Below are 21,779 nucleotides of genomic sequence, written 5' to 3' on the forward strand. Positions count from 1 at the left end.
CTTTTTAAAAGCATTCCGGGGGCGGCAAGAGTATGGTCATGGGTTTCTACTCAGAAGAACGTAAAGCTGCGTTGTTGAAAATGATGCTTCCGCCCCTGAGCCTCACGGCGGCGGAGGTTGCGCGCCGCGAAGGTTGCAGCGATATGTCCCTCCATTATTGGCGCAAGCAAGCTGCTGCCAGAGGTTCCCAGTTGTCCGAAAACAAGCAGCCGGCCGAAAGTTGGTCTGCCGAATCCAAGCTGACCGCCATCATCGAGTCCTCCTCCCTGTCGGAGCTGGAGTTGGGTGAGTATTGCCGTCGTAAAGGCATTTTCCCTGAGCAGATCAATGGCTGGCGCAAGGCGTTTATCGCCAACAGCAGTAACCATCAGGCTCTGAAAAAGGGAGTGGCCGGGGAGTCGAAGGAAGACAAAAATCGCATCCGTGAACTGGAGCGCGAGCTGCGCCGAAAGGATGCGGCGCTGGCTGAAACCGTTGCGTTACTGGTGCTGCGAAAAAAGCTCAATGCCTACTGGGGAAGCGACGACGAGGGCACCTGACCTTGTTGCCAGAACGGTATCTCCGCAAGGCGGTGGGCTGGGAGGTTTACGATGCTGAAAGCGGTGAAAAAGCGGCGGTACTACTGCAACGAAGCGTGAATCAGGAGAAATGCTGGCGTCAGCCTCTGGTGCTGCACTCGGACAACGGAGCACCGATGAAATCGGTGACGCTGCTGAGCAAGATGTACGATCTGGGCATCACGCCGTCGCGTGGACGACCTCGGGTAAGTAATGACAACCCATACTCGGAGTCACTGTTCAGGACGCTGAAGTACTGCCCCCAGTGGCCGAAGGATGGATTTACCAGCCTGGATGATGCTCGATCTGGGTGAGAGATTTTATGACCTGGTACAACACCGTGCACCGCCATAGCCGAATCCGCTTCGTGACACCCGCTCAACGTCACGAGGGTAAAGACCGGGAAATATTGGCCCGTCGAGATGCGATATACGGGCAGGCCAAGGAAAAAAAACCGGAACGATGGTCAGGCAAGACACGCAACTGGAACCCTGTCGGGACGGTGTATCTGAACCCTGAAAGGGAGCTGACCGTGGTCGTAAAGGTCGCGTAGCACGACGGTGGACGCGACAACTACCTTGAAAAACGCCGCTGAACGCGCTCGTAAAAAAGCCCCCGCTACCTTTCGGTAACAGGGGCTTTTTTATGCGGTGTGAACCGTTGGCCAACTTTCAGTCACGCACACTGAACCGCCACATAGCCTCTCAGCACGTGCAGCACATCATCGGCATACCATTGCAGCTCATCATCATGGGCATGCTGCAGTCGTTCATCATTTTCATCATCAGGGTGCAGCAGTTTTTCATCATGTCCATGTTCATACCGGCCATGGGCATCATCTTGCAGGTCATGCCGTCGGTCATCATGGTGCATTCCATCATGCACTTCATCATTGGCATCGGCATGTTCATCGGCATCATGCTGTCCATCATCATCGGCATGGCCATGGCCGCTGGCGACAGGCACATCATCGACAGGTTGCCGCACTGCATCATCATCGGCATGCCGCAGTTCATCATCATCTGCATCATGTCGGCGTTGTTCTTGAACATCTTCATGTCCATGCCCGCTGCCGGCTTCATGGTGCACATCATGCCATCGTCCATCATTTCGCAGGTCATGACGGCCATCATCATCGGCATGCCCATCATCGGCATGGTGGTGTTCATCGACATGGGCATCTGCATTGCATTCATCATGGAACAGTCCTCGTTCAATTTTAATTGGGGGGCAAACCTGATGGAGGCGATTCTAGGCGGATGCGGGGCAGAGGCAAGACGGCGGCAGAACAGCATCAAATGCTGTGGGAGCCTTGAGAATGGTTGGATTTGGAGAAGACTATCTACTGTAACGATCAAAAAAACGCTATCGAAGACAAATAAACTGTCCTGAATACGAGATCGACGCTAACTATATTCCTTAGGAATCTTTATAAATAACTGAAATGCATATTCATTCTAACGCAGCGCCTACACGAGCCACCTCAGGCGTAGGAGCAGAGCTTGCTCGCGATGGCCGTTACGCGGTCTCCCGAAGAGCACGTCGTCTGCATCGCGACCAAGGTCGGCTCCTACGCTGACCGTACGGACACTTCTCCTCCTACCCCAGTGTCACAAACAACGCCGATGTCCACACCCGAGACTGATCCCGCTGCCGAGCGCAGATGAATAGCGGATGCTCGCGCCCCGCTGCCAGTGGCAGATCCGCCAGGGCAATACGGCCCTGCACTTCGCGGGGCACCGCTTCGTCGATGTCATGGTTAATGAACAGCACGGTCTGGCCTAGCTCGGCCCAGATCCGCAGGGTTTCTTCGTTGAGGGTGTTGCGGCTGATGGCGTCCAAAGCCGCGAACGGCTCATCCATCAGCAGCACGGTGGGCTCGAGGGCCAGGGTGCGGGCCAGCGACACGCGCCGCTACATGCCGCCGGAGAGTTGATGCACCAGCCGCGGCGCCGCCTGTTCGAGGCCCATCAGACGCAGGTAACTCAGGGCTGTTTCTGGCTGCTCGGCCTCGCTGCCGCACCGCGCCATGCGCAGGCCGAAGCGCACGTTATCGAGAGCGCTGAGCCAGGGTGCGTCGAGCGCCTGCACTTTGTCGACGACGAGCCCATCGCCTTGGGCCGCAGCTACCTGCCTCTGGAACTGAGCACCGTGGACTGGGCGCAGGTGGAAGAGCAGCCGATCTACTCCATCCTCGAAAGCGTGACCGGCCTGCCCGTGCGCCGCGCCGACCTGGCCATCCGCGCCCAACAAGCCGACCTGCCCCTGGCCAGGGCGCTAGGGGTCAAGCGGGGTGCGGCGTTGCTTTTGTGTTGAGCGGGATGTTCAAAGTGCCGGGGTGACGGCTCTCTTGGCAAGCCTTGGCTGCGCGACGGGCCGCGGCCCGACAGTATTGCGCGGTACTGCCATCGCGCCCAAGGGCGGCTCCCACCGGGTAACCGCACTCACTCCCCCCAAAACACCAACGCCCGCAACTCGATACTGCGCCGCGGCGGCGCTCCCACCGGCGTGGTCGGGTCATCGAATGCCGTGTGCGCTCCGGCCCGTACCACGTCTGTGCGTGAATCATAGATCTTCAGCAGGAGGGCCTCTTCCGGGCGCAGTTGTGGGTAGTAATACCAGCGGTGCTGCGGGTTGGCGCGCACCGAAAAGGTTTCGCCGACCTTGTCGCGGTAGACCAGGTCGCTGGGCAGGAAATCGGCCGGGTCGATGGTGCTCGCGTCGCATACCGCCAGCGGCGTGGTCAACACGGGGGTGCCGATGGGGCGCCACAGGTTGATGATTGCGAAGCGCTTTTGCAGGCGCTGTTCGGCTTCCTCGGCCGGCAGATGGTCGCGCACGCGGCGGATGGCCGAGCGTTCGGTCTGGTCGTTGTGCACGTAGCGCACCGGCTCGCGCAGGCCGTTGGCTTCACGGCCCGGCTCGTCGATGCGAATGGTGTGATCGAAGATGAAGGTCTTCACCGCGCCGGTGTGCTGGCGCAACAAGGCGTCGGCCTCGGCGTAATAGCGTTGCACCACCTGCTCTTCATCTTCCAGGTTGGCCACCGCGCTGGCCTGCTCGACCTGGGCAAAGCCGTTGGCATCCAGGCTGGCGGGGGTGGCCAGCAGCCGGGCGTTGTGGATTTGCACCTGGGTGGGCTGCAAGGTGCCGGAGCGCTTCGGCTGGCCGTCGGGCTGCGCGTAGGCGTAGTTGACCGGGCGTACACCGTCGTCCAGCAGGTAGTTGAGCTCGCCGAGCACGGAGGCTGGCGCAAGGTTGCTTTGATGAGTGCCCATGGGGCGACCTCCTCGACAGGTTAAAAGGGCTCCTTGAACGGCCGCAGGTCCAGCTCCTGGGTCCAGGCGCTGCGCGGCTGTGAATGCAGGTACCAATACGCCTCGGCGATGTCTTCAAGACGCAGTGCGCCCTCTTCGCCCAATGCTTGCAAGCGTTGCGGGGCCTTGCTGCGCACCCGCTCGCCGTCGATGCTGCCGTCGATCACCACGTGGGCGACGTGCACGCTCTGCGGGCCGAACTCGCGGGCAAAGCTTTGGCTCAACGAGCGCAGGCCGGCCTTGGCCGCCGCGAAGGCCACGAACGGCGGCTTGCCGCGCAGCGATGCGGTGGCGCCGGTGAACAGCAAGGTGCCGCCGCCATGGGCCAGCAGCGTGCGGGTCGCTTCACGGGCGAACAGAAAGCCGCCGAAGGTCGAGGCACGCCAGGTTTGCTCGAACAGCTCGGCGCTGAGCTCAAGGCTTGGGGCGGCCACCGAGTTGCCGACGTTGAAGATGGCCACGCGCAACTGGCCGAACGCCTTGATCTGCTCAAGGGCGGCAAGAATGTCCGCCTCGACCCCGGAGTCTCCCGGCAACGCCAACCCCACGCCGCCCCCTTCCTCAATGCTCGTAAGCACCGCTTGCAATTTATCCGGGCTGCGCCCGCTGACCGCAACGCGATAGCCGCCTTGGGCAAAGCGCCGGGCCAAGGCAGCACCGAGACCCTCCACGGCACCGACGCCGGTGATCCATACCACTTCGTTTGAAGGTTGCGACATGACCCGTTCCTGCACAGTGAACTGTGCTATTCACTCTACTGAGGTGCACGGGTGCCCATTAGATTTTCGAGCGCTAACGATATAGCCCCGGGCGACTGTCGCCTCGGCAACAGCAAGGTCGTAAAAGTGTTGCTCCGCCAACAGCGGCGCCGAAGACAAAAACATAAATCTCTTTAAAATCAAACAACTACCTTGTGGCACGGGCTGTGCTTTGCCCTGAGCATTGCCCAAGGAACCATTGACCATGACTCAGATCGACGCGGCATGGGGCGCCGGCGCCAGTGCAGGCTACGAACAACTGGCAGAGCGCTTTCGTCCGCTCTTTGCCCGGATCCGCCAAGGTGCGATCCACCGGGAAATCCACCGCGAACTCCCTTTCGAGCAGATCCAGTGGCTCAAGGACTCGGGTTTCACCGCCCTGCGCGTGCCCACCGAATACGGCGGCAGCGGCATCAGTTTGCCGGAGCTCTTCAACCTGCTGATCGAGCTGGGGGAAGCCGACTCCAACCTTGTCCAGGCCATCCGTGGCCACATGGGTTTTGTCGAGGGCCTGCTGACCAGCAGCAACACCGCGCGCCGCGAACGCTGGCTGCCACGGGTGGCCAAGGGCGAGTTGATAGGCCCGGCCTGGAGCGAAGTGGGCGACGCCAAGCAGACCGACTTCGGCACCCGCGTGCAGCATGAAAACGACCACTGGGTACTCAACGGCAGCAAGTTCTACACCACCGGCTCCCTGTATGCCGATTGGATCGATGTGGGCGTCAGCACCCCGGATGGCAAGGGCGGCGGTGCGCTGATCAACCGCCAGGGCGCCGGCGTAACCGTGCTGGACGACTGGAACGGCTTCGGCCAGACCCTGACCGCCAGCGGCACGGCGTACTTTGACAACGTGCGCGTGGAGTTGCCGGACCTGGAACTGGAGAGCAAATTTCTTTACGCCACCGGCTTCTTTCAGCTCTTTCACTTTGCTGCCCTCGCCGGTATCGGCCGCGCGTTGAGCGGCGAAGTCGCCCAGCACGTGGCCAGCCGCAAACGCACCTACAGCACCGGCAACGGCCCCCGGGCCGCCCTCGACCCGCAAATCCTGCAAGTGGTCGGGCAACTGCGCGGCGCCGCCTACACCAGCGGCGCCATCGTGTTGAAGAACGCCGAAGCCCTGCAGCGCGCCTACGACAGCCGCCATCTGGATGAAGCCGCCGTGCTGCACGCCAATGCCATCGCCGAACTGGAAGTGGCGCAGTCGCAAACCGTGATCATCGACCTGATCCTCAACGCCAGCACCCGCCTGTTCGACGCCCTCGGCGCCTCGGCGACCCTGCAACCGCTGGCGCTGGACCGCTTCTGGCGCAACGCGCGCACGCTGTCCTCGCACAACCCGCGCATCTACAAGGACCGTATCGTTGGGGATTTTGCGGTGAACGGGACGTTGCCGCCTTATCAGTGGCGCATCGGGGTGGCGTGATCGCCTTCCACACCGAGTAACGGCCATCGCGCCCAAGGGCTGCTCCCACGAGAATTACGCAGGTTTCGAAACTGACGATCAACCTGCGGGAGCAGGGCTTGCTCGCGATGGGGACAAACGCTTGCTCCTTGGCGCCGCCCCCGGCAAACTCCCCGCCTTTACCCCCAGGCCAAGGCCCGCCACGACCACCGAAACTCCAGCACCCGCCGAAACTCCCGAAGCCCTCAAAGCTCGAAAGATGACCCAACTGGACGCCGTCCTCGAAGCCATGGCCGCCGAAACCCGTGAGGTATCCAAAGCCTTCTTTCATGGCTGGGTTTTGTCAGCCGGCAAGGAGCTTTGGGACCGTGGCGTATTCACTCAGGAAGAGCGCCTGGCCATTGAAGCCCGCGCCACTCACATTGCCCACCGGGCGACAGAGCAATACCAAGTACGCACGTTAATTAAATAAAAACTCAGCATGATCAGCAAGATGACTGTTCATCCAGCCACAGTCTTTCGACATAATTTTCACACTTTCAACACCTCCCGCCTTTGCCTGTTCCCGGAAACCATGACGTTCCGGGACCGTGCCAGCTGGCACACTACGTGCACTCCCTCCCGCATCACCAGACTGTGCGTACAGATGGTCCATCGTTTCAAGTTAATCGGACTTTCTGGAGAACTCATGAAGTTGCGTCTGCCACCCGCTGCACGCTCGTCCCGCTCTTTGTCACTGGCCATCGGCATCGGTCTGGTTACCCTGCTCAGCCAGGGCCGTGTCTACGCCGACGACGCCAGCAGCACTGACACCAGCACCGCCAAGACCACCACCCTCAAGACCGTGCAAGTCTCGGCCCATGCCGAAACCGAAGCCCAGGCCGACGTCAAACGCCTGAACAACGTCCCCGGCACCGTGCACGTGGTAGACAACAAGGAAGTCAACAAGGGTCGCTCGGCCACCGCCGAAGACGTGCTGGCCTACGTACCCGGGGTCTATGCCCAGACCACCAGCGGCCAGAGCGCCGCCAAGATCTCAATACGCGGCTCCGGGCTGGACAGCTTTTACGGCGGCTACGCCCTGGGCATCAAGTACCTGTACGACGGCATCCCGATCACCGGCCCAGGTGGCACCCAGGAAGACTTGCTCGACATGGCGGCCGTCGACCACACCGAAGTGCTGTCGGGTGCCAACGCCTTCCAGTACAACGCCCTGACCCTGGGGGGTGCGATCAACATGATCACCAACAGTGGTTACACCAACCCCGGCACCAGCATTCATTACGAAGGCGGCAGCTATGGGTACGAAAAAGAGCAACTGAGCACCGGTGGTGTGGTCGGCAGCACCGATTATTACCTGGCCATCCTGCACAACGAACGCAACGGTTACCAGGTGGACTCGGCCAACCACGGTAACGATGTGGTGGGCAACTTCGGCCACATCTTCAACGACCATTGGGACACCCGCCTGACCTTCCGCTGGCGCGATGAAGACAACGTCAACGCCAGCACCCTGACCAAGGAACAGATCAAGCACGACCCGACCGCCAACAACTACCACTGGGAACGCAAGAAACCGGGCACGATCTTTATCGGCGACACCACCACCTACACCTTCGACGACGGCAACAAGCTCGAATTTGGCCTGGGTTACCATCACTACAAGTTGACCGACGGCCTGGGCTACTACGCCGACGATGGCCAGTGGGACTCCACCGACTTGTCCAGTTCGATCCGCTACCTGCGCAAGGACACCCTGTTCGGCCTGCCAAGCAACACTACTGTCGCCTTGACCGACACCGTGCTGATGCCCGGCGACGTGAAGTCCCGCGACCCCGCCACCTGGCAAGACGTGGAACACGTGAAGTTCACCGGCTCGCGCGACACCGTGCTGTCCCTCGGCAACGAAACCCAGCTCAATGACCGCACCTGGCTGTCCACCGGCCTGTCGGAAACCCACATCATCCGTGATGTGCGCGCGGTCTACACCACCGCGCCTAACACCAGTGAATTCCCCAGCGCCCAGCGCAATGACGAGTGGAACGCGGCGCCGCGTATCGGCCTGCGCTATGCGCTGACCCCGACCCTGCAGGTGTTTTCCAACCTCAGCCGTTCCATCGACCCGCCCGTGACCTGGTACTACTCCACCGGCCCGGTGAGCAACCCCTACGTGCAGCCGCTGCATTCGCAGAAGGCCAACACCTTTGAAGTCGGCATCCGCGGCAGCCAAGGCATTTTCGACGGCAGCCTGACCGCCTATCGTTCGTGGGTGCAGGGCGAGTTGCTGTCGGCCGTGCTGATCGACGAGACCGCTACGTCCAACGAAGTGGATTCGGACATCAATGCCACCGGCACCATCCATCAGGGCATCGAAGCGGGCCTGAGCACCCAGCTGTGGCAGGGCGCCAATGGCGACACCCTGAAATGGCGCCAGGCGTTCAACGTCAACGACTTCTACTTCCGCAACGATCCGACCTTCGGCCACAACCAACTGCCAGGCCTGCCGCGCCAGACCTACCAGGCCGCGCTGCAATTTCAACGCACCAACGGCTGGTACGGCGAGGTCAACCTGAACCACGCCTCAAGTTACTACGTGGACTTCGCCAACACCGTACAAGCCCCGGAATACACCCTCTTCGGTGCACGCATCGGCTACCAGGCACCCAGCAAGAAGTGGAGCGTGTTCCTGGACGGCAAGAACCTCACCGACAAACACTACGTGACCGCCTCGAAGAACTCCCTGGACCTCAAGGGCCAGGATTCGGCCAACTTCTACGTGGGTGACGGCATCGGGTTCACCACGGGGGTTACCTACAACTTCTGATGACAGCGGTGCCTGCATCGCGCCCAAGGGCGGCTCCTACGCCATCGGTGGCGTTACAAAAATGGCGTAGGAGCCGACCTTGGGCGCGATGCAGGCACTGCCGATTGAACTTGCAGAATCCCTTCTTAGCTTATGCAAACAACGAATTTATCGAACGCGAAAATCCCCCGTATTATTTATTCCACAAAGAGCTTAACCATCGAATTCTTATAACCACTAAACGCTTAGGAGCCCACCATTTCTGATGACAGCGGTGCCTGCATCGCGCCCAAGGGCGGCTCCTACGCCATCGGTGGCGTTACAAAAATGGCGTAGGAGCCGACCTTGGTCGCGATGCAGGCACTGCCGATTGAACTTGCAGAATCCCTTCTTAGCTTATGCAAACAACGAATTTATCGAACGCGAAAATCCCCCATATTATTTATTCCACAAAGAGCTAACCATCGAATTCTTATAACCGCTAAACGCTTAGGAGCCCACCATGACGGTAAAGATCATCGGCATGGTCACCGCCACCCCCAGTGCGGAAGTCGACCAGCCTATCGGTGTTGCCGTCGATCCTGCCTATGTGCGCCGGTTCGCCCGCGCCCATGAAGACGCCGGCTTCGACAAGGTGCTGGTGGGTTATTTCTCCAATGGCGCGGAAGGCGCTGTGGTCAGCTCGTTCAAGGCCGCCTGGCGTTGAACGTCATCAGTGGCGGCAGTGATAGCGACCAGCAACGCGACGGTGATTTTCTCACTCACGACCAGCGCTACGCCCGGACCGACGAATACGTGAACCTCCTCAAACGCTTGTGGACCGCTTCCGGCGCCGTCGATCACGAAGGTGAGTTCTGTCGCTTCAAGGGTGCCTCGAGCAACGTGCACACCTTCCAGCAACCGCACTTGCCGATCTACTTCAGTGGCGCCTCACCGGCTGGCATCGAGATCGCTGCAAGGCATGCCGACACGTACATGCTGTGGGGCGAGCCGCTGGAGGATTTCGCTACCCAAGTGCGCATGGTCCGCGCACCCCAGAGCAAGTGGCGCGGGCGTTGGGCCGTTACTACAGCCTGGGCGCCAGCACCCTGCTGATTCGCGGTTTCGATCCATTGGCTGATGTGAAGCTTTATGGCCAGGACCTGATCCCGGCCATCCATGCACACGTCGCGCAACTCGACCAACGCCTCACAGCCTGACCCCCTACCGTTTAAAACCACAAGAGAGCCTCTATGAAACTCGTACCCCTGCTGTGCCGGGGGCTGCTGCTGATCGCTGCCGCCTGCGCCATCCCCCCCCGCTGAGCCAGGCCGCCGAGCGCATTGTGCTGCGCGTCGGCGACCAGAACTACTACAACGTCGAGGCCTCGGTGGAAGCCTCGGGGGTGCTCAAGGGCGCGCCCTACGAGGTCGAGTTCAAGCATTTCCAGTCGGCGGCGCCAGTGGCTGAAGGCTTGCAGGCCAACGCGCTGGACCTGGGCTTTCTGGGCGATTCGGGGTTCATCTTCCTCGCCGCCAAGGGTGCTGACGTGAAGCTCATCGGCGTGTCCCGGCAGAACCCGGACACCATCGCGCTGCTGGTGGCCAAGGACTCGCCGGTCAAACGCATCGAAGACCTCAAGGGCAAGAAAGTCGCCTACTGGCCCGGCGCCTGGAGCCAGCAGCTGACCCTGCGCGCTCTGGAAAAGGCCGGCCTGCCCGCCGACTACGTGACCTTCGTCAAGCTGATGCCGATCGACGCCGCCGGAGCTCTGGCGGGCGGCAGCATCGACGCCTTCCCGGTCTGGGAACCCTACATCTCGCAACAGATCGTCGCCTCCGGTGCCCGCCCAGTGTTCACCACGCGCGGCCTGATGCCGGGGCTGTCGAGCATCGCTGCCAACGGCCAGTCCATCGAACCCAATCGCGCGGCCATCGCCGATTTCCTCAAGCGCCTGCAAAAAGCCCGCGAGTGGGTCAACGCCAACAAGCCAGCCTACGCCGACCTGTGGGCGGCGAAAGCCAACCTCGACCCGGCAGTGTCGCGCCACTGGATCGGCCAGGCCGACATGACCGTCGGCCCGGTGGATGCCGCGGCGGCCAAGGATTACCAGGACACCGCCGACTTCCTTCACCAGACTGGAGCGTTGCCCCAGCCGCTGGACACCAGGACGGTGATTGATCGGTCGTTCGAGAAGGCGTTTGTGCAGTGAGCCTCAATCCACCACGTAGCGATTTTTGACAAAGTCCAGGCCGAGGTTTTCGCGCAGGGTCGTGCCGTCATAGTCGCGACGGAACAGACCCTTCTCCGCAAAAAGCGGCAGTACCCCGCTGGCAAACTGGTTGAACCGCACCCGCAACGAGATCTCGATGTTGAACCCGTCGGCCGCGCCGCTGCTGAACCATTGTTCCAGCTGTGCGGCGACCTCCTCGTAACTGCCGACGAAGGGGTTTTCACGGATGCCAAAGCGCAAGGCCGTCGCCCTCAGGCTCAGGCGCTCGGCGTGGCTGGCCGCGAGAATCTCGCAAACCATGCCTTGGTAGCCGTTCATGGCCTGCCCGGTATCGACATTGAACGGTTCATCCAGCGCTTGCGCGCTGATAGAGAACGTAGTGACGCAGCCAGACCAACGCAACCAAGGTCGCGGCAAAGCCATGTCGGCGCATGCAGTGGAATTGGACTTTCCGGTGACACAGGTCGGACCCTGATATTTACATGCAAGTGCGTAGTGCATAGTTCGTCGTTACTCGAGCAAGGCGGCATCAAGGACTTCGGTCATGCCCCTCGTATCTCCCACCCGTTGAGTCGACCGACACGGCGCTGCACGTCCAGGCGGCCGGGTTCAGCCGATCTTGTGCAAGCTCCCCGAAGGTTCCAACCGCCAGACGTTGACGATCTTGTCGTCTTTGATCAGGAACCGATAAAGCCTGAAGCCGACGTAGCCGCCGAAGGCATTCTTGGCATTCACGCTCACTTGCAGCATGTAGCCGCCATGCAGATGGCCACCGGTCAATACGCTGTCGGTATAATAACCACGGTGGACCTGCTCGAACTTGTATTCGGCCGACAGCGGATCCTTCAAGTAGTGACTGAAGAACCCCTTGGCGGCAGTCTGCGCCTCGTATTGATAAACCTCAGGCCCGTAATCCGCAGCGTTGATCTGCTCCTGCGTCGGCGTCGCCGCACATCCGGCCACCAGTACAGCCAACGCAACCACGGAAAAAGCCACTGATTTAACACGCATTTATCGCACTCCCTGTCTTTCGCAGAGCGTAGCAGCAACAGGCCATCTCCTGATCGGTCCTTGGAGTTTCGATGGTAAATTTCATCTTTAGGCCATGGGTTTACCTCAGCAGATTAATCATCAAATCGACTGGGTCGCTGCTGTCCGCGAACCCTGCATCCCGAGGATTACACTCAATGCTGATTGTTTTCAGCGGTCTTCCTGGTACAGGCAAGACCACCATCGCACAGAAACTCACTGTGGCCACGCGTGCCGCTTGCCTGCGTATCGATACGATTGAACAGGCCATCCTCAATGCTGAAGGCCATCAACGAGCAGTCGGGCGCACCGGGTATCTGCTTGCCAACGAACTGGCACTGAGTAATCTTTGCCTGGGTAATACGGTTATCGTCGACTGCGTCAATCCGGTCGCAGAGAGCAGAAATGCCTGGCAAGAGGTTGCGGTCCTGGCGCAGGTTCAACTGTTCAACGTCCAAGTGGTCTGCTCTAACGCCATTGAACACCAGCGGCGGGTAGAACAGCGACAACCGGATATTGCTGACGAGAGAGTCGCGCTCCAGTGCGATGCCGGAACTTTCCCTGATCTCCCCACGCTAAGCTGCTGGCGTGTTCTGATTGAGGCGTATACAAAAATCCATGCGCTTGCATCCAGCACTTCGATAAGAGTCGCCCTGCGCGGCGTCGAATCCACACGATGCGACTGGGGGTACAACTGGGGGTATTTTTCGAGCATTTCCCGCTAAGAATACTGAGCCAGAGGCCTGTTCAGATGTTTTTGGCGACCCTGAGAGTCTTTGATGAGGGTGGAGCTTTACTGAGGGCTGTTAAACCAGGCGCTCCAAGAAGCGTATGCCTCTTGAGGCATCCACTCGACGCCCCTGCGCAGGTCTTGCTGGGGGGGGGTGTATGGGGGTATCAATGGCCATCTCCAAAAAGGATACCCCCAACCCCGACCACAGACACTATCGCCCTGATTAGCGCAACAGCCGGCTGCCCTGTGATCGACAAACGTTGCCTAGACTCTGCGTAAATCAGACCGCTACGCCATCAAAAGACATATTCGAGCGCCACTCGATTCTGCAGAAAAGTCGCATCCTTGATCGGCGACTTCTGCACCCCGAGAAAGTCACTGAGCTTCACGCCCTTCAACGCCCCCCCGAAGCTGTAGCTGCCGTAGACCAGATACTCCGATTGGTCCAGGCTTTGCGCCGTGGGCGCGTTTTTCAGGTCCATGAAGCTGTAGCGTGCCCCCAGGACAAGATTTTGCAGGGGCGCCCCCTTGACGTTGATGGCGTAGGCATTGCCCGCCCCCAGGTCCATGGTGCTGGTGAGCAGGGGCTGGGCGAAGAAATCCCCGGAGGACAGCTTGTGCCCATAGGGAATGACCGGGGCGCCATTCAGATACGAGTCGCTGTTGGGCTTGATGTAGTCATACCCCAGGCTGGCGGTCACCGAATTCACCTTGATGCCCAGCTGAACGCCGTAGACGTTGCTGTCGACCTTGCCCAGGATGGCTTTGCCATCGTCGTCCTGATGCATGTATTGCACTGCCACGAAAGGCTTGACCAGGCCGTCGGCACGGATGGCCCGGGCTTGCAGGTAAGTCATGTCGGCGTAATCGAGGTATTTGAAATACCAGGCTTGCCCATCGAAGCTGACTGGCTTCAGTGCCCAGGTCTTGCCCCCGCCCACACCCCAGAAACCATCGGTTTTTTCATCCCCTGCCCCGGCGGCGGAACTGTCGATGGGTGGGTTGTAGCTGGTGTGGCGGCTGTAGCTGTCATCCAGGACCGATTTGAAGCGGTACATGCGAAAGGCCGTGAGGAAGTTGGCCGAGTCCCCGTAGTAGGCCGATACACCCTGGAACATCTGCGGCACCATCCGGTAGTCGGAGGTGCCGGTAAAGGGCGCGTCGAAGCGCTGGTCGCCCACGGTGATGCGAAACTTGTCGCGCTGCCATTGCAGATACGCTTCACCCACAGAGGTGACATTGGGCCCCAAATAGGAGTCCACTTTGTTGGGGTTGTCGTCATGCCCTATGCCCCGCTGGACCAACGCGCTGAGGCCGAAGGAAAAACCCTCGTAGACGGCCGAGTGAAAGGCCAGCTCGCCGCCGTAGCTGACGGTGTCCTGGTTCTTGCCGCGCTCATAAAACGCGTTGTGGCTGGAGAAATACAGCGACCGCACATACCCGGACACCTTGCCATCGCTGAACATGTCACTCAGCGAGTCCGCTTGTACGGCATCCGCCGCGCTGGCCATGGCGGCATAGTCACCGACGCCGCAAGCGGTCAGGAACGTCAGGGTAGAGAGCTTGCAAAAGGTGCGAGTGGTGATCATCAAGCGTTTTCCAGGACGAGTTTATCCACCCCGCGAAATGCAGGGAATTGAAAATGAGCGAGAGTGTCAGCCGCTACGGCGAACGGTAGCGGCGCTGATCAGCGGCCTGACGTCAGTAGCGAGTCAGGCAGCAGAACGGTTCATGCCAGTTCGAAGCGTACGTCCTGAGCGCCTTCCCACAGTGTTTTCACCCCCAGGGCGCGGAGGTTTTCCTGGCCGTGGGTGATGGTCAGGAAGTGATTGCCGGCCAGTTGGCCCAGCTTGCTGGAGAAGCTGCACGCGCCGTAGGCCATGATGATTTCCGTCTCGCTGTACGGGCCTGGGTAAAACAGGATGTCCCCCACTGAAGGGTGGCTGGTGTGGTTCTCAAAGCCGATGGGCGTGTCGTCGAGCAACAGTTGGTAGTCGCCCATGGGCACCCAGCAACCCTCACCGCTCCAACGCACGTGGATGAACTTCTGCGTGTAGGGCAACAGGTTAAGGAAAGCCGCCACCGTCTGCGGCGCATCCGGGTGGGTCTGGGCGAGGAACTCGTAGCCGCCGGCGGTGATCTTGAGCGTGGTCATGCAGGTACTCCTGGGGTCAATGATTCAGGAACCGGGTTGGCCGATCCATTTGGTGACAGTGGGCGCTGTCCATTGCTGCAAGCGGTCCAGCAAGTTCTCGGGAGCCGCGTCGAGCACCAACATGTCGCGATGCTCGGCCTTCATGAAACCTTCCTGCACCGCGTGGTCCAGCAGGTGCAGCACCGGGTTGTAAAAACCTCGCACGTTGAGGCATCCCACCGCCTTGGCAGGGTCGGCCAACTGCGTCAGGGTCGCGGCCTCGAATAGCTCTTCCAGGGTGCCTAGCCCTCCAGGCAGGGCGATGAAGGCATCGGCCAACTCACCCATGCGCGCCTTGCGGGTGCGCATGTCGGTGGCGACCTCGTGCCGGCTCAGGCCGGGGTGCAGGTGGCCACGGTCGAACAGGCGCTGATTGATGATGCCTACCACCTCCCCGCCCTCCGCCAAAGCGGCATCAGCAACGACGCCCATCAAGCCCTTACCGGTGCCTCCGTAGACCAGGATCAGGCCCCGACGGGCAATCGTGGTGCCCAGGGTGCGAGCGGCTTCGGCGTACTCTGGCGAGGCGCCAAAGTTGGAACCGGAAAATACCGCCACGCTGCGCAGGTTCTGTTCAGTTTTCATCAGGTCATGTCCGAGTGAGTCTTGCGTTGTGTCCAGCCGGTCATGCGGCTCTCCAGCAGGGCTGAAACGGCATAGAGCGCTACACCTAGAACAGCAAGGATAAACAACCCGGCGAAGACCAGCGCGACATCGAAGTTGCCGCTGGCGATCATCATCACGTTGCCGATGCCCTTGTTGGAGGCGACGGTCTCCGACAGCACGGTACCGACGAAGGCCAGGGTGATAGCGATTTTCAACGAGGCGAAGACATAAGGCAGGGTCCTGGGCAGGCCGACGTTCCAGAGAATGTCGCGCTTGGTGGCTCCCAGCACTCGCAGCACATCCTCAAGCTCGGGCTCCGTGGAGGCCAGGCCGGTGGCGACGTTCACCACCACCGGGAAGATGCTGATGACCATGGAGGTCAGGATGGCCGGCACCGTTCCCGAGCCGAACCACACCACGAAGATCGGCACCACGGCCACTTTCGGAATGCTTGAGAAACCCACCAGCAGCGGATAGGCAATATCGTAGGCCAGGCGTGACGAGCCGATCAGCATGCCGATCAGCAGACCCGCGACCACGCCGAAGAAAAATCCGACCAGGGTCGTCATCAGCGTTTGCAGTGTGTGCGGCCAGAGAATCGGCATTTTCTCCACCAACACCACGATGATCTGGCTCGGCCTGGGCAGGACCAGGTCAGAGACGTGCAAGACCCGGCAGGCGCATTCCCAGAGCAGGAAAAAACCGACCAGGGCCACGAACGACAACAGGTTGCGGCGGTACCGCGACAGGGAACGGCTCATGGCGTAACTCCTTGCGCCAGGCCAACGCCCGCCGCCATGCTGCTGCGCTCCTTGGCATCCCCCTCGGCCCGCGCCTGGGCGATGCTCATGCGCAACTGGTGGACCAGCTCGCCAAACTCCGGTGCATAGCTGGACTCCAGCGTACGAGGGCGTGCAAAGCCCACCTGAGTGTCCTGAATGATGCGCCCCGGCCGCGAGCTCATCACGCAGATACGGCTGGCCAGGTACGCCGACTCCCGCAGGTCATGGGTGACCAGCAGTACCGTCGGCCGCTTGGCGATCCACAGGGCCTGCAGCGTGTCCCACAGCTCTTCGCGGGTAAACTGGTCCAGTGCACCGAACGGCTCATCGAGCAGGAGGATATCCGGCTCGTGAATCAGTGCCCGGCACAGGGACGCGCGCTGCAACATACCACCGGAAAGCTGCCACGGGCGCTTGTCACCAAACCCCCGCAGCCCGACCTGTTCGAGCAAAGCCTCGGCCCGCTCGCGATACTCACCATGCTTTTTGCTGCGATAGTGCCGGCGATAGGGCTCGACGATTTTCAGCGGCATCATCACGTTGTCGCGGATCGTCAGCCACGGCAGCATGGTCGGGTTCTGGAAGGCCAGGCCGATCTTGCGCTGCTGGGTTCCCACCGCACCGATTTCCCGGCCACCGAGGATCACCCCGCCGGTGGTCGCGCCGAGCAATCCGGCGACCAGCTTGAGGATGGTCGATTTGCCGCAGCCGCTGGGGCCGACGAGGGCGACGAATTCACCTTGCTGGATCTGCAGGTCAGTGCGGTCCAGCGCGATGGTGCCGCCACCGTACTGCACGCTGACGGCAGACAGCTCGATCAGCGGTCTGGGCGCAAAAGCCGTTGTGTCTTGATTCATGTTCGTGCCCTGCGAAAAGATCTGATCGAACGCTCGCCTCCAGGGCGAGCGCTCCCGGTCAAAGGCCATCAATCCTCGCGCAAGGGCTCTGCGGTCGGGCGTACACCTTCAGGGGTCTTGAGGATGGCGCTGATGTAGTGTTCGGTGTTCAGCGGCTTGGCCTTGGGCATGGCCTGGATCGACTTGACCGAACGCCCCCAGCCCGCAGCCTCTGTGACCAGCTTGCCGTTGCGCATCACGAAGCGCCCACGCAGGAGCGTGTGGATCGGATAGCCCTTCACCGCGCGGCCATGCCAGGGTGAAATCTTGCTGATGCTCTGCAACTGGTTCTGCGAGAGGATGCCGGTCTTGTTCATGTCGACAATCGCAATGTCGGCGTGCGCACCCACGGCGATCACCCCTTTGGGCCCGTAGATACCCCAGGCCTTGGCCGGCGCTACCGAGCTCCAGCGCACGTAGTCCATCAGGCTGGCACGCTCCTGGTTGACCTCGGTCAGCATCAGCGCCATTTGCGTTTCAACGCCGGGGAAGCCGCAGTCGCACTCCCAGATGTTGGGCCGGGTTTTCTCGTCAGGTGCATGGGGCGCGTGGTCGGTGGCAATCATGTCGATGGTGCCGTCGAGCAGTGCTTCCCAGAGTGGCTGGTTGTGCCGTGCCTCGCGGATCGGCGGGTTCAGACGCAGGATGCCGCCCAGGTGATCGGTCAGATCGGTGTTGAGCAGCACGTATTGAGGGCACGTCTCGACGGTGACATCGACGCCGCGGCGCTTGGCATCGCGAATCACGAAGAGTGAATCCGCGGCGCTGTGGTGCGCGATATGCACCCGTGCACCGGTCCATTCAGCAAGGGTCAGCACCCGGCCGATGGCTTCGATCTCAGCCACCACCGGGCGCGCCGCCAGGTGCGCATGGGCATCGATGCGCCCCTCGGCCTGCATGCGCTGTTGCCGACGTGCGAGGATCGACGAGTTCTCGGCATGGACCACGGTGCGGATCCCCAGGGGTGCCAGCTTTTCAAAGCCTTCGAGCAAGGCACCGTCAGTGGGCGATGGCAGGTTGCCGAAGGTGTTGCCCACGAAGGCCTTGAAGCTGGTGACACCCGCGTCCAGTAACTCTTCCAGATGGCCCACGGTGTCATCGCCCAACAGACCGTGAATGCCGAAGTCCACATAGGACGACTCGGCGGCCTTCTGCTTCAGGCGCAGGGCCTCGAGGGTTGCGGTCGGCGGGTTGGTATTGGGCATTTCAAACACGGTGGTCACGCCACCGCAGGCGGCCGCGGCGGAGCCGGTCTTCCAGGTTTCCTTGTTCGGATAACCCGGATCGCGAAAATGCACATGGCTGTCGATGGCGCCCGGCAGCAAGTACATGCCATCAGCATCCAGCACCTCCCGGGCAGGAGGCATCTGGCTTTCCCGACCGACCGCCACGATCAGCTCGCCATCGATGGCCACGCAGGCCTCGATGATCTGATCGGCGGAAACCACTTTTGCACCACGAATAACCAGGTCGACTACGTTCATTTCAATTCTCCTTAAAGCAGTGCCCATCCGCCGTCTACCGGCAGATCGACACCTGTGATTTGGCGGGAAACGTCACTGGCCAGGAACAGGCAGGCGTTGGCGATATCGCTGTCCAGGGACACGCGCTTGAGGGCGTAGTCCGCGGCATGGCGAGTAGCGGCTTCCTCGGGGCTGATCCCGAGTTTTTTTGCCATGTTGGCGCAGACCTTGTCGCGAAAGCGCGGGCCGTCCACCATGCCGGGGGCCACGCAGTTGACATTGATGCCGAACTCGCCCACCTCCAGCGCGAAGCTTTTGGTAATGCCGCGCAGGCCCCATTTCGAGGCCGAATACGCCATGCGCCCGGCCCGGCCGCGCATGCCGAAGGTGCCACCGACGTTGACGATCTTGCCGCTGCGGCGCTCGATCATCCCCGGCACCACGGCGCTCATGGTATTGAACGAGCCGGTCATGTTCAGTTGGACGATTTCGTCAAACTCCGCCTGGGTGGTTTCCCACCCGGTCTTGCCGATCGGCCCCGACCCCCCGGCCACGTTAACCAGCACGTCCACCTGGCCAAATTCAGCCAAGGCCGCATCAGCCAGCGCCTGGGCGTCGGTTGCCAGGGTCATGTCGCAGCTCACCACCAGGGCCCTGGCACCCAGTGCCCGAACTTCTTCGGCGACCGGCTCGATGGCACCGGTGTCCCGACCGGCCAGGACCAGGTGCGCGCCTTCTGCGGCAAATGCCAGGCTGACAGCACGGCCCATGCCTTTGGCAGGGCCGGTGATCACCACGACTTTTCCATTGAGTTGCAGATTCATGTCGGTTCTCCCGAAAGGGTCTTAGAGCGATGACAGCCGTGTGTCGCGCGGCGGCAAAAAGCGGCGATCGAACACCGCGTCAGGTGAAGGCGTGGCGGGCAACGCATTGGTCTCGACCACCACGGCAATGTTTTTCTTGAGGCGTTCTTCGTCCACATCGCCCAGGCCGATGCGGGCAATTTCCGGATGGCTCATGTCCACGGCGATGGAGGTCTTGAGCTTGGCCAGTTCGACATCACGCTTGAGCAGCGGCTCACGTTTCATCACCGCATCGATACCGGCATCGGGATCGGCCACGACATCCTTGATCGCCTTGTCCAGCGCCGCGAGGAAGCCGCGCACCGCCTCGGGGTGCGCCTTGATGAACGGCTGCGAGAAGAAAATCGTGTTGGAATACAGGTCCATCCCGTAGTCGCCATAGCGGATGAAGCGCAGTTGCTTGTCCGGATCGATGCCCATGGCCTTGGCGCTGAACGTGATGGTGGTCAGGTAGCCAAACACTGCATCTACCTGCCCCCGCATCAGCAGTTGCTCGCGCAGGTTGGGCGCCATGTTGGTAATGTTGACTTTGGACAGGTCAATGCCGGTCTGCTTGGCCAGGGCGGGGAACAGCTTCAGGGCGCCATCTCCCGCAGGAGCACCGACCGTTTTGCCTTCCAGGTCCTTGGGCGTCTTGATCGGGCTGTCCGCCTTCACTGCGATCACGAAAGGCGGCGTGTTGAACATCATGAAAACGGCCTTGGGTGCCTGGGCAGGCTCACGCGCCGCCATCTGGATCAGTGCGCTGGTATCACCGACCCCGGCGTCATAAGCGCCCGCCGCGACCTTGGGCACCGAGGCCGACGAACCTTCGCCTTGATCGATCGTCACATCCAGCCCCTCGGCCTTGAAGTAGCCTTTATCCTGCGCGAGGTAATAGAACGCCTGAGGCCCTTCGTATTTCCAGGACATGACCAGCTTGATCGGCGTGTCCGCCAACGCCGTGCCTGCGGCCATCCAAAACGCTGCGCCGAGGCCTATGACTGCGCCAGTCGTCCGAATTTGGGCCGAGAGCGCCCGCCAGGCCTGGGGCCCGGAAAAGAAAATAGCCATGGGGTAACTCCTAGCGAGGTGATCCGAGTGCGGTGAGAAGTGATTGCGCCGTGGCGACGAAACCGTGCAATTGCTCGACGATGAACAAGATGGAGCGTGTGACGTAAGCGGGAGACGGCGTACTGCAGGCGTCCTTGAGCAGGATGCAGTCGTAGCCCAGGAACGCGGCGTCCTGTAGCGTGGAGAAGACACAACGATCGGTATTGATGCCCACGAACAACAGTGTGGTAATGCCGCGCAGGCGCAACACTGCATCCAGCTCGTTGTCCCAGAAACCACTGACGCGGTGCTTGTCGACGGACAGGTCCGCCGCCTCGACCTTGAGCTCATCGATCACCTGGGCGCCCCACTCACCTGTGACCACCGACAAGCCGCGATCGATGGGGGAGCGCTCCGCATAACCGATACCCGTCGCCGTGCGCTTGCCCTTGAAGTGAATGGTCGGGCTCAGGTTCGCCCGATCTGCACGGATCCCCCAGTTCAACCAGACCACCTGCCCGCCCGCCTCACGCCAGCAAGGCAAGAGCTTTTTCAACACCGGAATGGGTCTGCGGGTAGCACGCAGGCTGACGCCTTTCTGGGCGAACCAGCCTTCCTTGTGGCAGAAGTCGTTCTGCATATCCACGACGATGATGGCGCTGCGGCCCAGGTCGATTTCCAGATCCAGCAGGCTGCTCGCGAACCTGAGCGTGCGAGGCAGCCGGGGCTGGCGAACCAGGCTGACTGCCCCATCGCTGACCGACCAGGCGTTGTGCTCGGCGGGGCCGAATTTCACGTCGGCGGCAATGCCGTCGGCGGGATCAGGGATGAGGTCGATCGGTTTGATATTCATGCAAGGAACAAAGCACTGCACATGCCAGCATCCGGTTCGGATGACTGCCTTTACGCGCTTATACCGTTGCCGTATCGGCAACACTGCACGTGCACACCCGTGGCAACGGGGATGCCCGCAAAACGCCTATGGCTGCACGCTCCGCGATTTGAAGGCGATTTGCCCAACGCCTTGGAAGGGGTTGCAGGAACACTTCAGGAACAGGACTATCGGCGGCGGCGTCCCCTTGCTCGATACTGGTGCGGGACGTACCAAAAAGGCGCAAATATTGCCATGCTG

General features: G+C 61.0%; 19 protein-coding genes and 4 pseudogenes. 8 read left to right on the plus strand and 15 right to left on the minus strand.

All coding sequences use genetic code 11. The features are described from left to right. Positions 1–38 precede the first annotated feature (38 nt). Positions 39–1,110 (plus strand): annotated as a pseudogene (locus tag HB675_RS16155) (integrase core domain-containing protein). 151 nt (positions 1,111–1,261) lie between these two features. On the opposite strand, the gene HB675_RS25950 reads toward HB675_RS16155, so the two are convergent. Both HB675_RS25950 and HB675_RS25955 read right to left on the minus strand, forming a co-directional pair. Continuing rightward, positions 1,262–1,756 (minus strand): hypothetical protein, encoded by a 495-nt coding sequence (locus HB675_RS25950; protein ID WP_256737577.1) that lies wholly within the window; start codon positions 1,754–1,756, stop codon positions 1,262–1,264. Between the two features lie 538 nt (positions 1,757–2,294). Continuing rightward, positions 2,295–2,630, minus strand: a pseudogene (locus tag HB675_RS25955) (ATP-binding cassette domain-containing protein); the annotation flags it as partial. A 3-nt stretch (positions 2,631–2,633) separates the two neighbouring features. Here HB675_RS25955 and HB675_RS25960 point away from each other — a divergent pair. After that, positions 2,634–2,867, plus strand: a pseudogene (locus HB675_RS25960) (UTRA domain-containing protein); the annotation flags it as partial. 134 nt (positions 2,868–3,001) lie between these two features. Here the strand turns inward: HB675_RS25960 and HB675_RS16175 are convergent. Beyond that, positions 3,002–3,835: a CmcJ/NvfI family oxidoreductase gene (locus HB675_RS16175; protein WP_213879344.1), complete on the minus strand. Its 834-nt coding sequence runs from the start codon at positions 3,833–3,835 to the stop codon at positions 3,002–3,004. A 20-nt stretch (positions 3,836–3,855) separates the two neighbouring features. After that, entirely contained in the window at positions 3,856–4,593 is a 738-nt protein-coding gene (locus HB675_RS16180; RefSeq protein WP_213879345.1) for an SDR family NAD(P)-dependent oxidoreductase, read from the minus strand. Between the two features lie 244 nt (positions 4,594–4,837). On the opposite strand from HB675_RS16180, the gene HB675_RS16185 reads away from it, so the two are divergent. The 5 genes and pseudogenes from HB675_RS16185 (at position 4,838) to HB675_RS16205 (ending at position 11,028) form a co-directional block, all read left to right on the plus strand. After that, the gene (locus HB675_RS16185; protein ID WP_213879346.1) at positions 4,838–6,055 is read left to right on the plus strand and encodes an acyl-CoA dehydrogenase family protein; all 1,218 of its coding nucleotides are present in this window, start codon (positions 4,838–4,840) and stop codon (positions 6,053–6,055) included. 238 nt (positions 6,056–6,293) lie between these two features. Next, the gene (locus HB675_RS16190; RefSeq protein WP_213879347.1) at positions 6,294–6,506 is read left to right on the plus strand and encodes a hypothetical protein; all 213 of its coding nucleotides are present in this window, start codon (positions 6,294–6,296) and stop codon (positions 6,504–6,506) included. Between the two features lie 216 nt (positions 6,507–6,722). After that, the gene (locus HB675_RS16195) at positions 6,723–8,858 is read left to right on the plus strand and encodes a TonB-dependent receptor (RefSeq protein ID WP_213879348.1); all 2,136 of its coding nucleotides are present in this window, start codon (positions 6,723–6,725) and stop codon (positions 8,856–8,858) included. 481 nt (positions 8,859–9,339) lie between these two features. Then, positions 9,340–10,036: pseudogene (locus HB675_RS16200) on the plus strand (LLM class flavin-dependent oxidoreductase). Positions 10,037–10,089: 53 nt separating this feature from the next. Continuing rightward, entirely contained in the window at positions 10,090–11,028 is a 939-nt protein-coding gene (locus HB675_RS16205) for an aliphatic sulfonate ABC transporter substrate-binding protein (RefSeq protein WP_213879349.1), read from the plus strand. Positions 11,029–11,031: 3 nt separating this feature from the next. Here the strand turns inward: HB675_RS16205 and HB675_RS16210 are convergent, their stop codons facing one another. Next, a complete protein-coding gene (locus HB675_RS16210; RefSeq protein WP_213879350.1) occupies positions 11,032–11,472 on the minus strand; it encodes a hypothetical protein in 441 nt (146 codons plus the stop codon). A 186-nt stretch (positions 11,473–11,658) separates the two neighbouring features. After that, complete coding sequence (locus HB675_RS16215; RefSeq protein WP_213879351.1) at positions 11,659–12,060, minus strand: hypothetical protein; 402 nt, start codon at positions 12,058–12,060, stop codon at positions 11,659–11,661. Between the two features lie 176 nt (positions 12,061–12,236). Between HB675_RS16215 and HB675_RS16220 the strand changes: the two genes are divergently transcribed. Then, positions 12,237–12,803, plus strand: a complete 567-nt coding sequence (locus HB675_RS16220) for an AAA family ATPase (protein ID WP_213879352.1) — start codon at positions 12,237–12,239, stop codon at positions 12,801–12,803. 304 nt (positions 12,804–13,107) lie between these two features. Here the strand turns inward: HB675_RS16220 and HB675_RS16225 are convergent, their stop codons facing one another. The 9 genes from HB675_RS16225 to HB675_RS16265 form a co-directional block, all read right to left on the minus strand. Beyond that, complete coding sequence (locus tag HB675_RS16225; protein WP_213879353.1) at positions 13,108–14,400, minus strand: OprD family outer membrane porin; 1,293 nt, start codon at positions 14,398–14,400, stop codon at positions 13,108–13,110. Between the two features lie 140 nt (positions 14,401–14,540). Beyond that, positions 14,541–14,966: a DUF3830 family protein gene (locus HB675_RS16230; protein ID WP_213879354.1), complete on the minus strand. Its 426-nt coding sequence runs from the start codon at positions 14,964–14,966 to the stop codon at positions 14,541–14,543. Between the two features lie 24 nt (positions 14,967–14,990). Continuing rightward, entirely contained in the window at positions 14,991–15,590 is a 600-nt protein-coding gene (locus HB675_RS16235; protein ID WP_213879355.1) for a TIGR00730 family Rossman fold protein, read from the minus strand. Next, the gene (locus HB675_RS16240) at positions 15,590–16,372 is read right to left on the minus strand and encodes an ABC transporter permease (protein ID WP_213879356.1); all 783 of its coding nucleotides are present in this window, start codon (positions 16,370–16,372) and stop codon (positions 15,590–15,592) included. The genes HB675_RS16235 and HB675_RS16240 overlap by 1 nt, the downstream gene beginning before the upstream one ends. Beyond that, positions 16,369–17,250 carry an ABC transporter ATP-binding protein gene (locus HB675_RS16245; RefSeq protein ID WP_213879357.1) on the minus strand — a complete coding sequence of 294 codons (882 nt, stop codon included), beginning with the start codon at positions 17,248–17,250 and terminating at the stop codon, positions 16,369–16,371. Before HB675_RS16245 ends, HB675_RS16240 begins: the two co-directional genes overlap by 4 nt. Positions 17,251–17,318: 68 nt before the next feature. Then, positions 17,319–18,773, minus strand: coding sequence for an allantoinase AllB (gene allB / locus HB675_RS16250; RefSeq protein WP_213879358.1), 1,455 nt, complete (start codon positions 18,771–18,773; stop codon positions 17,319–17,321). A gap of 11 nt (positions 18,774–18,784) precedes the next feature. After that, positions 18,785–19,576 (minus strand): SDR family NAD(P)-dependent oxidoreductase, encoded by a 792-nt coding sequence (locus HB675_RS16255; RefSeq protein ID WP_213879359.1) that lies wholly within the window; start codon positions 19,574–19,576, stop codon positions 18,785–18,787. A 21-nt stretch (positions 19,577–19,597) separates the two neighbouring features. After that, entirely contained in the window at positions 19,598–20,668 is a 1,071-nt protein-coding gene (locus HB675_RS16260; protein WP_256737578.1) for an ABC transporter substrate-binding protein, read from the minus strand. 10 nt (positions 20,669–20,678) lie between these two features. Beyond that, on the minus strand, positions 20,679–21,500 hold the full coding sequence (locus tag HB675_RS16265) for an isochorismatase family cysteine hydrolase (protein WP_213879360.1): 822 nt from the start codon (positions 21,498–21,500) through the stop codon (positions 20,679–20,681). Positions 21,501–21,779 lie beyond the last annotated feature (279 nt).

The organism is Pseudomonas sp. dw_358 (assembly GCF_018449655.1).
Classification (GTDB): Bacteria; Pseudomonadota; Gammaproteobacteria; order Pseudomonadales; family Pseudomonadaceae; genus Aquipseudomonas.

What these genes read in the sequence shown, in the direction of transcription:
- HB675_RS25950 (WP_256737577.1), bottom strand. Translation starts at nt 1,756, where the DNA reads ATGATGAATGCAATGCAGATGCCCATGTCGATGAACACCACCATGCCG.
- HB675_RS16175 (WP_213879344.1), bottom strand. Translation starts at nt 3,835, where the DNA reads ATGGGCACTCATCAAAGCAACCTTGCGCCAGCCTCCGTGCTCGGCGAG.
- HB675_RS16180 (WP_213879345.1), bottom strand. Translation starts at nt 4,593, where the DNA reads ATGTCGCAACCTTCAAACGAAGTGGTATGGATCACCGGCGTCGGTGCC.
- HB675_RS16185 (WP_213879346.1), top strand. Translation starts at nt 4,838, where the DNA reads ATGACTCAGATCGACGCGGCATGGGGCGCCGGCGCCAGTGCAGGCTAC.
- HB675_RS16190 (WP_213879347.1), top strand. Translation starts at nt 6,294, where the DNA reads ATGACCCAACTGGACGCCGTCCTCGAAGCCATGGCCGCCGAAACCCGT.
- HB675_RS16195 (WP_213879348.1), top strand. Translation starts at nt 6,723, where the DNA reads ATGAAGTTGCGTCTGCCACCCGCTGCACGCTCGTCCCGCTCTTTGTCA.
- HB675_RS16210 (WP_213879350.1), bottom strand. Translation starts at nt 11,472, where the DNA reads ATGGCTTTGCCGCGACCTTGGTTGCGTTGGTCTGGCTGCGTCACTACG.
- HB675_RS16215 (WP_213879351.1), bottom strand. Translation starts at nt 12,060, where the DNA reads ATGCGTGTTAAATCAGTGGCTTTTTCCGTGGTTGCGTTGGCTGTACTG.
- HB675_RS16220 (WP_213879352.1), top strand. Translation starts at nt 12,237, where the DNA reads ATGCTGATTGTTTTCAGCGGTCTTCCTGGTACAGGCAAGACCACCATC.
- HB675_RS16225 (WP_213879353.1), bottom strand. Translation starts at nt 14,400, where the DNA reads ATGATCACCACTCGCACCTTTTGCAAGCTCTCTACCCTGACGTTCCTG.
- HB675_RS16230 (WP_213879354.1), bottom strand. Translation starts at nt 14,966, where the DNA reads ATGACCACGCTCAAGATCACCGCCGGCGGCTACGAGTTCCTCGCCCAG.
- HB675_RS16235 (WP_213879355.1), bottom strand. Translation starts at nt 15,590, where the DNA reads ATGAAAACTGAACAGAACCTGCGCAGCGTGGCGGTATTTTCCGGTTCC.
- HB675_RS16240 (WP_213879356.1), bottom strand. Translation starts at nt 16,372, where the DNA reads ATGAGCCGTTCCCTGTCGCGGTACCGCCGCAACCTGTTGTCGTTCGTG.
- HB675_RS16245 (WP_213879357.1), bottom strand. Translation starts at nt 17,250, where the DNA reads ATGAATCAAGACACAACGGCTTTTGCGCCCAGACCGCTGATCGAGCTG.
- allB (WP_213879358.1), bottom strand. Translation starts at nt 18,773, where the DNA reads ATGAACGTAGTCGACCTGGTTATTCGTGGTGCAAAAGTGGTTTCCGCC.
- HB675_RS16255 (WP_213879359.1), bottom strand. Translation starts at nt 19,576, where the DNA reads ATGAATCTGCAACTCAATGGAAAAGTCGTGGTGATCACCGGCCCTGCC.
- HB675_RS16260 (WP_256737578.1), bottom strand. Translation starts at nt 20,668, where the DNA reads ATGGCTATTTTCTTTTCCGGGCCCCAGGCCTGGCGGGCGCTCTCGGCC.
- HB675_RS16265 (WP_213879360.1), bottom strand. Translation starts at nt 21,500, where the DNA reads ATGAATATCAAACCGATCGACCTCATCCCTGATCCCGCCGACGGCATT.